Genomic DNA, 13,495 nt, shown 5'->3' with positions numbered 1-13,495 from the left:
AATTGTTTAATATATTTACTTACTCTTTATTTTTCCTGAAAAAGGAATGGAAATATTCGCAATAAAATTTCTTCCTGGTTCAGGTACATTTATCAGCCGATAATAGCTGGTGTGATTAAAATACTTAGTGTTTAAGAGGTTTTTAATCTGCAATGAAATAGTTATTCTTTGCTTTTTCACTGCAATATCTCCCCCCAATCCAAGATTGATTACCTCATACCCATCGGTGGTTTTTTCCGGTGGTACAATATTATTTTGAGCTGCTGTAATCCTGTAATCAAAGGATATATAGGCTTGTTGAACAAACTTTATCTTATCCCTGTGATATCTGATATTGAAAATACCGGAAGGAGGTGGTGAAAAAGGCAGGGTAAATCCTTTCTTCTCACCTGAAAGCTGCTCTGAATAAACATATTCACCGATAATGCCGAATTGCAGGGATTTCAACAATTCGTAGTGTGCATGTATTTCTGCTCCGTATCTAAAAACCTTAGCCTGAGTGTAAAAATAAACCTGGTTTCCATTTCCGTAAAGTCTGTCGTGTTCCGAACTAGGGTTCAAATAAATGTAATTGGAAAAATAATTCAGAAATGGTGTTATCCCAATCGCAAATTTCTCTGAACTGTATTCTATGCCTGCATCAAGTTGATATGATATTTCAGGAGATAAATCAGCCTTACCCACCTCGTAACTAAAATGATGGTAATTGACACCATTTGTGGCCAATTCTTTAGCAATTGGCATACGGAAACTTTTACCAATATTGGCTTTATATGACCACTTCCCGGGATTGTAATTATACCCAACAGACCATGTTAGGTTTGAAAAACTACGGTGAATATTTCCTGCTCTTTGCAAATACGGCATGCTTGTACTACCATTTTCAACAACCGGGGATGGAAACCAATCAAAATATTCGTCGGTAATTATATGACCATAGTCATAGCGAATACCCAATTGAACCATACTTTTGTCTGAAATTGAATGTTTTGCAAAAACAAAACCTCCTATTCGCATCAGCTGGTAAGCCGGAATTATAAAACCACGGCCATCAATACAGTTGTCCTGATGTTCACTGTTTATTCCAAAATTAAATTGCGTTTTATCACTCCATTGATGGGACAACTTTAGATTCACCGAATACACATATTTTTCAAATTGTCGTTCAAGGTCGGGATTAAAATTTAATGTGTCAGGAAAAATTGGTGGCATATAACCATGATTAACGTATTGACTCCATTCCTTCCTGAAATTACGCTGAAAACCCAAATCCAGATCAAATTTCAATTGTTTCCACTGGAAATTACTTGAATTCGTGACCTTTAAATGGTTTACTGTCTGATATGGGTAATGAATATCCCTGTCTGACTTATCATGTAATTCGGCATCTACATTGCGGGGTTCCAAACCATGTGCGTTGGCAAAAAATCCGCTTTTACTATTTACACTGCTTACATAAAATTTGCTTTGATACCTTTTTTGCAGAATCCCAAAAGATAAATGGATGTCTTTTTCATTACCAGCTGTATTCCGCAAATGGTTTTTATACAATGCTGCCCGATATGAATAAATATCCACACTGTCAGCAGGAACTTTATAATCACCGTAATCAATTATGGTTGCACGCACATCTGCATAGAACCATTTTTTTCTACCATATAATGAAATGGATGTTCCCAGAAAATCATTATTCGTTTTGCCAGACAAATCAATTGTTCCACCAAAGGAATTATTGACAGACATTTTTCTGTTTGTTATGTTTACAATACCACCAATAGCATCAGAGCCATACATAAGGGAAGCAGGGCCTTTTATCACCTCAATATTATCAACAGCATATTGGTCAATTTCAAGCCCATGGTCTGCGCCCCATTGCTGAGCTTCATGCTTGATATTGTTTTCAACCACCACAACGCGGTTAAACCCAAGCCCGCGAATTACAGGCTTCGATTGTCCTGAACCAATATCAATGCTTGTTATACCCGGCAACCTTTCAAGTGAGTTCATAAGACTACCGCCAAGGTTTTGTTTCAGATAATCGTCATTTACAATTTCAATATTGAGTGATTCTTCTTTTTTACGTGTTTCGGAATAATTACTGGTTACAACGATCTCTTGCAGGCTAAGTGCAGAAACATTTAATTGTACATTGTATGTTCTATTTCCTGTTAGTGAAATAGTATCAACAAGAGTTTTGTAACCAACAAATGAGATTTCCAGTTCATACTTACCTTTTGATAAATTATCAATGGTAAAATTACCTTTAGCATCAGTAACCGTACCTTTTTTTATAGGAAATAGAAACACAGAAGCACCTGTTAATGGTTCATTGTTTTCATCAGCAACGATACCTTTAAGTTCAAAAAATGTTTGCCCATACAAAAAACTACATAACATGCTCATGCTCAAAAAAAGCATGAAAAATTTGCTCATATAAAATTTATTGAGAGTTTAACCGCCTGAAAATTAGAAGAAAATTATTCTATGAGACAAGAATGGGTGGTGCTCTTGGAGTTTTATTGGTGAATACTTGGACGTATTGCTGTACTGAAGCTGCTTGATTGTAAGAGAAGGCCAATACAGGAATTTCTGATTTTATAACAGAAAGTTCAGGTAAATTATTTATTAAAAATTGATATTCACATATTGAACATGCGTTTTCTTTTTCTGATAAATTTTTAGTACTCGTATGGGAATTCTTATCAGATGATTCTGCACGACAAAGGTGGTGTCCGCACTTATAACCATGCGCATGATGCCATACGATATGAACCGATTGAAATGTAATTGGAAAAAAGAAAATTACAAACAACATGAAAGCAATATGTTTTCTAAGCTTTATCAATTGTTTTTTTGATTTTTACAATTTGAACAAATCCCTTTTATTAAAACCTCTGTTTCAACATCAGAATAACCATCTGGTAATTGATATTTTTGTACAGGAACATCATTCATACATTTTACAGTATTACATTCATTGCAATAAAAATGGGCATGTTCATCTTTTTGTGTTACAGTATTATCCAGAGCATACTTGACCAATTGATTATCTACAATAATTTTATGGATTATTTTATGCTCTTCAAGTGTTTTGAAAGAGCGGTAAAAAGTAGTTCGGTCGTAATTACCAACCAATTGTTCTCTGATTTCATTTTCAGACAGAGCTTGGTTTGCTGCTGTTATTACATCAATAATTCCCTCTCGGCAACTTGTTCGTTTTAGATTATATCTGTTTAGTATATCAACAGCTTTCATAAATGCAGATATGTTTTAATTGCAACAATGATGCAAATGTAAAAAAAAATATTGAAAAAACGATAAGAAAAAATATTAATCTTAGCACATTATCCCTTCGCATCTAGACACATGCTGTAAACGCTCTATTCCAGCACGAAACCAAATTTTTAGAAAGAGCCTTTAGTCCGTCGCGTTCCAAGACAGGAAAGAATGATGAGACTGCAAAATAAAATTCATAATTGATGGATTGATAAACGGTTAGTATACAATCGCAGGTTTCACTAAGCTATTAGCTTAGTAGAAAATTTCTCACACCAGGCGCTTCAAAAGATTAATATAATACAAGTGGGTTTATGTATAAATAATTTTTAACATCAGGTATCTTTAAAGGCTTCCCCCTACACATAAAGCCCCGAATGATCAGGATTAGGTTGTGAGAAGATTCGATTAACATTTTCGACAGCAAAAATTGGTAACCAATTACCGGTTATCACTTTTCTGATTGTTATCAACTAGGGTTTCATCTCCTATCTCACTCTTGTACCGTATGATAAGTAAAATAATAAATGTGGGTACGAGCCGTAATTATAAATTTTGCAATCCGAGAGAGATTTCACAGGCTTTGATATTATCGTGTGGTTGAGGTGTATTAGGAGAGCTTACTGATACAGCTTACAAATTACCAAGTATTTTATCCAGAACCCAACTGGTATGGGCTGCAGTTTCACCGGTAGATGGGTGTTTGCTGTAGCCAAAAAGATCTTCTTTCATATTTTCAACATGATAAATCTGAATGTTTTCCGGATTTTCGATGAATAGTTCCTCTGTGCCATTTTCGTTTGTCAGCAAGAGTGGGGCATCGTCGAAAATAGAAAATTCAATTTTGCCTTTACTGCCAAATATTTCCACTCGATCTTCTCTTTGACTGCAGCCAAAATTCCAACTTCCTGTTCCCGTAATGCCATTTTCGTGCAGCCAACAAGCCGTCACAGCATCTTTTGCATCATACAGGCCTTGCTGATTAGTACTGAGGCCAGCTACTGTTTTTATATTTCCCAGCAAATAAATAAACAAGTCGATTCCATGGCTGGCTAAATCGTCGAAGTAGCCACCTGGTGCTATTTTCGAATCGGTTCGCCAATTGTATTTGCCAGACAGATCCGTTTCGTTTGCCGGTTTACTCAAATGCCATCGGATATGTCTTACTTCTCCAATTGAATTATTTTCAAGCCATGTTTTTACCTGCTGAAAACGAGGCAGGGAACGGCGGTAGTAAGCTGCAAATAAGGGGAGACTTTTTATTTTAAATGCTTCACAGATTTCCAGACAGTCCTGATGACTTGGAGCCAGTGGTTTTTCTATGCAGCAGGTTTTCCCTGCTTCTGCAACTTTTAGAGCGTAATATTTGTGCGAATCAGGAGGTGTTGCAATATATATGGCATCAATTTCATTGTCATTAATTAATTCGTCAGCATTGGTATAGAACTTAGTAATATGATGTCTTTTTGCATAATCCTGCGCTTTGTCTGCATCGCGGCGCATAACAGCCCTAATTTCGAATCCGTCCGTTTTTTGATAAGCCGGGCCGCTTTTAACTTCGGTTACATTGCCGCAACCCAATATTCCCCAACGTATTATTTTAGTATCTGAATTCTTCATTTTGTCTGGTTTGATATGTGCATTTCAATGCTAATTAGCTACGCAAGATAGGGATTTTTTGTCTTTTGAAACAGAAGCCCTTCCATGTTTTTATTTTAAATTATAGGTCCCTTAAATTTGTATGGCGGAGCTATTTTAGAATGCGGAATCTTTGAGAATATCATATATTTTGTATTTTTGAACGCCATTCAATTCCGTTGAAACAAATCAAAACTTTAAACGATTCTAATGATTCAATTACGAGTAAAAATTCTGGCTTTTAAGGAGGCTGAGGCCAAATACATTGAACTGGGCAAGAAAAGATGTTCGGACATGCTTCCCGATCTTGAAGCAAATATTCAATTTGTTGAAGATGATGCGGATATCTTATTTATTTTGAGTGGCGGGAGCGAACAAGGCGCTAAATTATTGGCAGAAAAAAACAGATTTTATATTCTTCTGTCGAATGAATTGGACAATTCGAATGCAGCCGCTCTGGAAATTAAGGCGTGGATGAACCGCGAAGGGATAAGCTCTGTATTGCTTTCGAATCCTGAGGAAATGAAGGCGTATATGTCAAAGTACATAGAAGTAACTTCGGCTATTGAAGCTTTAAAGGGAAAGCAGCTGGGGTTAATTGGCAATGTTTCTGATTGGCTGATTGCTTCAAGTGTTGAGAAGAATGTCTTGATGAGTAGGTTGGGAATCAATTTGAAACAAATTGATTGGAAAAGCCTTTGCAGCTTCGAAGATGCTGAAATTAACAATGATTTTTTAAACAAATTTGAATATACAGATCATCAGGAGAAACTGAATGCTTCGAAAATTTACAATATCCTGAAAGATTGCGTTGAGAATGAGAAATTGGATGCCTTAACTGTTGAGTGTTTTCCTTTGGTCCGTCAGAAATCGGTAACTGCCTGTCTGGCGTTGTCTCTTTTTAACGATCAGCAAATACCTGCGGGCTGCGAAGGCGATTTGGCCAGTATTGTGGGAATGATGTTTGCCAAAGAACTTTCCGGTTCAATTCCGTGGATGGCAAACGTTGCCAAAATATCTGCAGAAACTGCTTTATTCGCTCATTGTACAATCGGAACCAATTTATTGTCGGATTATGAGGTAACAACCCATTTTGAAACAGGTTTGGGAACTGCGATTCAGGGAATGTACCGTTACAATGACATTACTGTTTTTCGTTTCAACAGCGAATTAAACAAGGCTTTTATCACCACAGGTGAGGTTTTGGATCGTCCGAGATATGCAACAGCATGCCGCACGCAAATTGAGGTAAAACTGCCTCTGTCTGCAATTACTAAATTAAAGGAAAATCCTTTAGGAAATCATCATCTTATTTTACAAGGGAACCAACTTGAGAAACTACAATTGGCCTGTGGTTTATTGGGAATTGAATTGATCTAGACAATTCAAAATACGAAAAAGGAACACCATTGTGATGTTCCTTTTTTCAATTGAAATTAGTCTGTGTTTATTTGGTAGGAGTAGTTTTTACTTTTATGCATGATTTTCTGAGAGATGATTCATTTTTTCTTTGATACAAACTAATTCTGTTATGTCTTCCAGAATCATAATAATGTATTTTTCTTTTTGATAGGGAAACAGTCGTGTTGAAAACTGTAAATGTTTGTCAACCTTTACACCTTCAAAATTAAAAAACGGTTTCGTAATTTTCTCGTTGAAAACAGCTTCATTACTTGCGTAAGAGTTAAGTGCTGAGATTCGTAATTCACAGGTTCTGCACATGCTGGTATTACCGCATAGTTCCTGTTCTTCTATTTGATACGCACAGCCTATTACTTCACCACATTTTCGATATAATAAATTTTCATTTTTTTTATTGGAAAATATGCTTAGCAATGGATCGTTATAAGCCCGTAATTTAAGATCTTTATCCAATAGCATAATACACGAACTAATGTTATTTAGAATCAGATTTAAAAATTCACTTGATTCGCTCAGTTCACTAAACCGCTCATTTGTATGTGTGATGTCTGTTTCCATAGCAATTTTTTTTATCATCAAAATCATTGGATCTGTACCCAATTTGGATAGTTCCATCTAAATTACAAAATTTTATGATAATCTCAAAATGTCAGAAGGCAATATTGTATGTTGTGGTTTATTTCATATAAGCTGACATTAATAAATTAAAAGAGGGTGTCCAAAAGGGAATATTTTGTAATGGATTGTCATGTTGAGCGATCCCGATGGCTACCGGGACGAAACATCTGTATTTCAAAGTAAAAGATTCTTCGTCCCGATTCATCGGGATCAGAATGACAATAGAACAATGCTTTTTGGACACCCTCATGATAAATTAAGGGACATTGCTAAAAATCTTTGATTGGATGATTCCAATTATTTTATATTCATTACTTGTACTTGTCTCTTTGGAAAAATTAGAAATTAGTGCTTTTTCAGAATTTGATTTATTGAGCTGAATAACTAAACATGAGTTAGTAATAAATACAACGATGTTGTTCCAATGAAAATCCAAAGTAGAATTCCCATGATAAAAGCATTGCTGCCGGTTTCCCTGATTTCGGAAACAGAAATACTTGAACCGATAAATAGTAGGGCGATAATCATTCCTTTTTTGCCCAACCAATTTAAGATTGCAAAACCATCGTGCCATTGTGGAACTAAGTGAGCTGTAATAATTGCCAATACAAACACGCCGATGAACCAAGGTATTTTTATTTTACCGGATTCTGTGTTTTTGTTGAAAATTGCAAATACAATTGAAACAGGAATGATCCAAAGGGCTCGGGTTAGTTTAACCGTAGTCGCAATTTCCAAAGCTTTTTCACCATAAGCAGATGAAGCACCCACTACAGAACTGGTATCGTGAATCGCAATTGCCGACCAAAAACCAAATGTTTCCTGACTCATTTCAAAATAATGTCCGATGATTGGAAATAAGATCAATGCGACAGAGTTTAGCACAAAAACAACGGCCATAGCAAACAAAACCTGCTTGTTTTTTGCATTAATAACCGGTGCAACAGCAGCAATGGCACTACCACCGCAAATAGCAGTTCCTGCCGCAATTAATATGCTTGTGGCTTTCTCCACTTTAAAAAGTTTACCGAGTAACAAACCAATACTGATGGTTGTTATTACCGACATGGCCGTAAAACCAAAACCTGATTTAGATGCTTCTATTACCAGGGTCAGATTCATGCCAAAACCCATTAGAATGATGGATGCCTGTAAAACAGAAGATGTGTATTTGGTAAACCGGGCGGTTTTAATCCCAAACATAGAAAAGAAGAGTCCGGTGATTAGAGCAATAGCTGGTGAAAAGCCGGGCATAAAGCAAAGTGCAATGCCGATTAAGAATAAGTAGCTGGTTTTTTTAGAGAATTGATACATTTGTTTTTGTTCTTTGATTTCAGGAACAAAAATACGATGTATGAATAGCTTATGGAAATTGTAAATTATTATTATATATAACTAAAAGTTATGGTGATGAAGTAGGTCTATAAATAAACCGGGGATTTTTAACTCAGAGCCCTGACGCGATGCCAGTCTTAGTTTCCGATGAATATTTAATTCACTTACATTTAGTTTGCAAAGACTTTTCAGCTGCATTTCCTTCTTAACAGACTTTTCGGATATCAGAGCAATACCGTCAAAATCACAAAGAAAATTTTTAATTGCTTCGGTACTTCCCAAATGAATCAGAATGTTTAGTTTTTCCAGATCTATATTTTGCTTAGCGAGTGTTTTCTGAATAACCTGCAATGTTCCGGAACCTTTTTCGCGCAGTACCAAAGGTATTTCCTGAATGTCGATTAGTTTAATGTTTTTGCGTTTTGCGTATACACTTTGTGTTCCTGTAACGGCAATAATTTCATCATCCAGAAAATCCATGTATTTGATGTTGGAATTGGACGTTTCATTTTCTACCAGAGCCAAATCTATTTCATTATCGAGCAGTTTTTGCTCCATTTCAAAAGAATTGCCGTTGAATAAATCGAGTTTGATTTTGGGATATCGTTTATGAAAAGATGCAATTACCGATGGAATAAGGTATTGGGAAATTGTGGAACTGGCACCAATTCGCAAAGAACCATTAAAAGCCTCATTTAACCTGCCCAATTCATATTCCAAATCACGATACTGCTGTTTTATTTGTTTAAGACTGCGATACACCAATTTGCCGGACTTAGTTAAATAAACTTTGTTTCCTTTTCGTTCGAAAAGAGCGGTATTTAATTTGCTTTCCAATTCTTTAATGTGTTTGGTAACTGCAGGCTGGCTGATGAACAGTTCTTCAGCGGCTTTCGAGAAATTTAGGTTTTCTGCCACAGCAATAAATACTTCGTCCCGATAATCCATGTCTTATCTTTTTAGTTTTGTTTTCAACCATTTCCAGGGGAACAGTATTGATACATTTTTTTGATAAATCCGGTACTGTTCACCGTATTCTAAAACTAGTTTTTTTTCTTCTAAAAGACAGCCAATAACCAAATAAATACTAAGAATTACATTCACGATCAATGAGCTGGTATTTAAATTTCCTGCCCATATAAATAAGAAAGTTGCAGTATACCAAGGATGGCGGATTACACCAAGAATTCCGGAAGTATTTATATTTTCATCATCAGATATGGTTTTGTGATGTTCTTTTTGCTGAATCTGGCGAAAGCCTGTAAAGGACGATAGATCGTATGTACGGGAACCGGCAAAAAACAAATAAAAGCTGATTAGGAGAATAAAAACACGTACAACCATAAAATTACCTGACCAGGTAAAAATCATCTCGCTTTTTATTGTATAGGAATACCAAATCAGTGGTAAGAATGTAATTAGTGAAAATAGATTGTAGAGAATCCGGTAGGTTCTGAATTGTTTGCCAAGTTTAGGTTTTATATAGCTGATGAACTGATTCGAAATTAAACTGCTGTGAAAAAAGCACCATAACAATAGAAATATACAAAGCAGAATATGTTGTGTTGAGATCATTGCGTAAAAGTAGGAAATAGATTTCTTTTTAATCTATTTCCTGCACTTTGAGCGAATATATTCTATCTTGTTATATCAGTTGTCTTATCCATCTGATCAGTTGAATGATCCGTTAATGAATACCTTAGGTGGATTTTTAGGATCTAAAATCTCAGAGAATCTTTTTGATTCACTTCCGGTTTTTATTTTTTCCTTGCAGAGATAATAGTTTTTCTCATCAATTTTAGTTGCAGGTATAAAAAATAAAAAGTACAAGAATACCTTTGTTTTATCCATTTACGAATGAGTTTTGCTTTCCTAGCTTTGTTGAGTAAGAAATAGTAAATGTGTTGAATTAATAGTAAAAGATATGAGTAAGAAATTTTTATATGTTAGCGCAAACCCAAAAGAAGAAAAGGATTCATATAGCTTAAAGGTAGGAAGAGCTTTTATTGAGCAATACAAAAAGCAAAATCCCAATCACGAGGTTACAGAACTTGATTTGTTTAAAACAGATGTTCCCTATTTAAATGCAATGGTTTTTGATGGTTTTTCGAAGTTGCAGAATGGTGGCAGCTTAAACGATTTGGATCAAGAGCAGATGCAGCAGATTGGAAATCTAAATCAACTTTTGGAACAATTTATGGAAGCTGATGCCTATGCGTTTGTTAACCCGATGTGGAATTTTTCTATTCCTCCTGTACTTAAAGCATATATTGATGTCATATTGCAGGCAGGAAAAACATTTCACTATACAGAAAATGGCCCGGAAGGATTGATGAAAGGAAAGAAGGCTGTTCACATTCAAGCATCAGGAGGAGTTTATTCAAATGGGGCGGGAAGTGAAATGGATTTTTCGCATCGTTATTTAAAATCAGTTTTGGGATTTATTGGAATATCAGAATTGAAATTTGTTCCTGTTGAAGGAATTGCAATGGGACTGGATATTCCGGAGATTGAAAAATTGGCAAAAGAAAAGGCGATTGAATTCGTGTCTGAATTCTAATTGTATCATTGAAAAATAGAATTTCAAGAAATTTTACTTGAATTGTGTGCGGGTCGATCATCCTTTGGGAATGTCTTCCCGCACTTTCGTATGGTAAATCGGGTAACTTTGTTAAAATTCCTTTAATTGTCAGCTATCTGGCACGCTTTAATTTTTATGTAGATTTAAAAACAACTACTTTAGTAGTTCTTAACAGTACATGGCTAAAAACAAATACATGAAGTTGGATCAGTTGAAATTAAATATAGATCATATTCCATTCAAGAAATCATTGAGTTTTCTTCCTTTAATTAATAAATTAAAGAGTGAACAAAGAAATGGAGCCGGAAATGATTCACTTGCAAACATTATTTTGGATGTAGTTAACAGGAATCCCGATTTAGCAAAAACCGATTTTAATATTGAAGATGTTAGTAAGTATGAGGATGAGATTCATACAATAATGTCGTATTTTTTCACACCATCTCAATACAAAAAAGATATCGCTGTTGCAGCAAGTCCGTTCGACGATCATAATTTTTATTTCACTCCAAATTATTTAAAAATTTATAATGATCAGAATATTGAAATTGAACATGTAGAGCAGAAGAATCAGGATAATTGTTACCAGACTTTTACGAAGTTAATATATGCATATCTAATGATTCTTCCCAAATACTATAATTTTCAATTGGATATGGATTATCTGTTTTTGTATCGTATGACAGATAAGTTGAATGGTTTGGTGAAGTATTATAAATTGGAGTATGATGAGTCATGTATAGAAGTGACTTCTAACGGGAAGCCGCCGGAAGCCTCGGAGGAGGATATTAGAGAAATGATTAACGATCCAATGAATATGGATTTTTGGATGAAGACGATTCCTTTGGATAATTTTACTTTTTGTGGATTTATGTCATTCAAATATGTAGATGTTACTCAGATCGAAGTAATCTCATCATTAAAATCTCAATTGCTGGAAAAATCTTCAATAATTAACAGGGCTAACTTTGAAGCTCTCGAACAGAATATCCGCTCATTATTAACTCTGTCAAATTTAAATTTAGGAGTACTTGCTTTGGGGATTTCTCAAGGTTGTATTGAAAATCCTTCTAATTTTTGGCATGGATTCATTGATTCTAATAAATACTCGTGCGATGCATACCGGAGAACAATATATGAAGAGGCAGGTCTATCCGGTTATCCTGTTTTAATTAATGACCTTTCTCAAAAGGCTGATTTAAAGCCTGTAGAACAAGAATTGCTAAATCAGGGCATTAAAAATATTTGTATTATTCCTCTTTATTACGAGGGAGAGTTGGTGGGCATGATGGAATTGGGATCAACAAAGGCTTTTGATATCAATTTCACGAAACTGCGTGTGATAAAAGATATCATTCCGGTATTTTCTATCGCCGTTCATCGGACGAGTGAGGAATTAAAAAATAGAATAGAGGCTACGATTAAAGAAGAATGTACAGCAATACATCCAAGTGTAGAGTGGCGGTTTCAGCAGGCGGCCAGTAATTTGTTAGCCAAAAGAGATTTGGATGATCTGGTGCAAATGGAAGAAATCGTTTTTCGGGAAGTATATCCATTGTACGGAGCCATTGATGTCCGTCATTCCTCGGTGATTCGAAACCGGACAATTCAGGATGATTTGGTGGAACAATTGCAATTGGCACGTGAAGTTTTGAAAGAAGCATTTTTGGATTGTAAAATGCCTGTTTACGATCAGTTAATATACAAAATCGACTATTTTATTGATGGGATTGAAAAAGGACTTTCTTCGGGTGATGAAATGAACGTTCTTAGTTTTATTCGTCATGATGTAGAATCCCTTTTTCCGCATTTTAAAGAGAATGGATCTGCTTTAACTGCTGCGATTGCAGAATACAATAAAAATATTGATCCAGACTTAAATATAGTTTACAAGCAAAGAAAAGATTTTGAGGATAGTTTGGCGATGATTAATGATTGCGTTATCTCTTATCTTGAAAAAGAGCAAGAAAAAGCGCAGAAGATGTTCCCTCATTATTTTGAGAAATATCGTACAGATGGCGTAGAGCATAATATTTATATCGGACAAAGTATTTCAGCACAAAAAACATTTGATCGAATCTATTTAAAGAATCTTCGCTTGTGGCAGTTAATTGTAAGTGCTGAATTAGCCCGGAAAACAGGTGCTTTAAAAAGTTCATTGCCAATTGAACTGGAAACCACAGGTTTAATTTTAGTACATAGCCAACCTTTGGCAATAAGGTTCAGACAAGATGAGAAAAAATTTGATGTAGATGGGGCTTACAATATTCGTTATGAGATTGTTAAAAAAAGGATTGATAAGGCTGTAATAAAAGGAACCAGTGAGCGCCTTACTCAGCCTGAAAAATTAGCCGTAATATTTAGTCAGGAATCTGAAATGGCAGAGTATCAGAGGTATTTGGAGTATTTGGCTGCTAAGGGCTACTTCGAGAACAATATTGAACATTTGGAGTTGGAAGATTTACAAGGAGTGTATGGATTAAGAGCGCTAAGAGTTCAAATTAAGAATGGTGAAGAACCAAATGAAGTGCTTACTGTTGCTAAGGAATTGAAGCTGAATGAATAGTTTTTGTTGCCAATAATCTTAAAAAATTAAAATAGAATACAAGTAGAATAAATTTATGC

Annotated in this window: 11 protein-coding genes; 3 read left to right on the top strand and 8 right to left on the bottom strand. The window is 35.2% G+C overall.

The window, feature by feature from the left end; genetic code table 11:
* Nucleotides 1-15: 15 nt before the first annotated feature.
* The 3 genes from ACY0M5_RS14535 to ACY0M5_RS14525 all read right to left on the bottom strand — a co-directional run bounded on the left by ACY0M5_RS14535 (nt 16) and on the right by ACY0M5_RS14525 (nt 4,896).
* On the bottom strand, nt 16-2,433 hold the full coding sequence (locus ACY0M5_RS14535; protein ID WP_461629630.1) for a TonB-dependent receptor: 2,418 nt from the start codon (nt 2,431-2,433) through the stop codon (nt 16-18).
* Between the two features lie 408 nt (nt 2,434-2,841).
* Nucleotides 2,842-3,255, bottom strand: coding sequence for a Fur family transcriptional regulator (locus tag ACY0M5_RS14530; RefSeq protein WP_320019160.1), 414 nt, complete (start codon nt 3,253-3,255; stop codon nt 2,842-2,844).
* Between the two features lie 654 nt (nt 3,256-3,909).
* Entirely contained in the window at nt 3,910-4,896 is a 987-nt protein-coding gene (locus ACY0M5_RS14525; protein WP_461629629.1) for a Gfo/Idh/MocA family protein, read from the bottom strand.
* A 228-nt stretch (nt 4,897-5,124) separates the two neighbouring features.
* On the opposite strand from ACY0M5_RS14525, the gene ACY0M5_RS14520 reads away from it, so the two are divergent.
* Nucleotides 5,125-6,294 (top strand): hypothetical protein, encoded by a 1,170-nt coding sequence (locus ACY0M5_RS14520; protein ID WP_461629628.1) that lies wholly within the window; start codon nt 5,125-5,127, stop codon nt 6,292-6,294.
* A 93-nt stretch (nt 6,295-6,387) separates the two neighbouring features.
* Here the strand turns inward: ACY0M5_RS14520 and ACY0M5_RS14515 are convergent, their stop codons facing one another.
* The 5 genes from ACY0M5_RS14515 to ACY0M5_RS14495 all read right to left on the bottom strand — a co-directional run bounded on the left by ACY0M5_RS14515 (nt 6,388) and on the right by ACY0M5_RS14495 (nt 10,140).
* Complete coding sequence (locus tag ACY0M5_RS14515) at nt 6,388-6,951, bottom strand: nitrogen regulation protein NR(II) (protein WP_461629627.1); 564 nt, start codon at nt 6,949-6,951, stop codon at nt 6,388-6,390.
* 387 nt (nt 6,952-7,338) lie between these two features.
* The gene (locus tag ACY0M5_RS14510) at nt 7,339-8,268 is read right to left on the bottom strand and encodes a YeiH family protein (RefSeq protein ID WP_124994484.1); all 930 of its coding nucleotides are present in this window, start codon (nt 8,266-8,268) and stop codon (nt 7,339-7,341) included.
* 81 nt (nt 8,269-8,349) lie between these two features.
* Complete coding sequence (locus ACY0M5_RS14505; RefSeq protein WP_124994483.1) at nt 8,350-9,237, bottom strand: LysR substrate-binding domain-containing protein; 888 nt, start codon at nt 9,235-9,237, stop codon at nt 8,350-8,352.
* A 3-nt stretch (nt 9,238-9,240) separates the two neighbouring features.
* Complete coding sequence (locus ACY0M5_RS14500; protein WP_461629626.1) at nt 9,241-9,864, bottom strand: methyltransferase family protein; 624 nt, start codon at nt 9,862-9,864, stop codon at nt 9,241-9,243.
* 96 nt (nt 9,865-9,960) lie between these two features.
* Nucleotides 9,961-10,140 (bottom strand): hypothetical protein, encoded by a 180-nt coding sequence (locus tag ACY0M5_RS14495; RefSeq protein ID WP_461629625.1) that lies wholly within the window; start codon nt 10,138-10,140, stop codon nt 9,961-9,963.
* Nucleotides 10,141-10,213: 73 nt separating this feature from the next.
* Between ACY0M5_RS14495 and ACY0M5_RS14490 the strand changes: the two genes are divergently transcribed.
* Entirely contained in the window at nt 10,214-10,849 is a 636-nt protein-coding gene (locus ACY0M5_RS14490) for an FMN-dependent NADH-azoreductase (protein WP_124994481.1), read from the top strand.
* A gap of 199 nt (nt 10,850-11,048) precedes the next feature.
* On the top strand, nt 11,049-13,436 hold the full coding sequence (locus ACY0M5_RS14485) for a GAF domain-containing protein (protein ID WP_124994480.1): 2,388 nt from the start codon (nt 11,049-11,051) through the stop codon (nt 13,434-13,436).
* Nucleotides 13,437-13,495 lie beyond the last annotated feature (59 nt).

The sequence above is a fragment of the Labilibaculum euxinicum genome (assembly GCF_963678175.1).
Classification (GTDB): Bacteria; Bacteroidota; Bacteroidia; order Bacteroidales; family Marinifilaceae; genus Labilibaculum; species Labilibaculum euxinus.
This window is presented reverse-complemented; position numbering and strand designations above follow the sequence as displayed.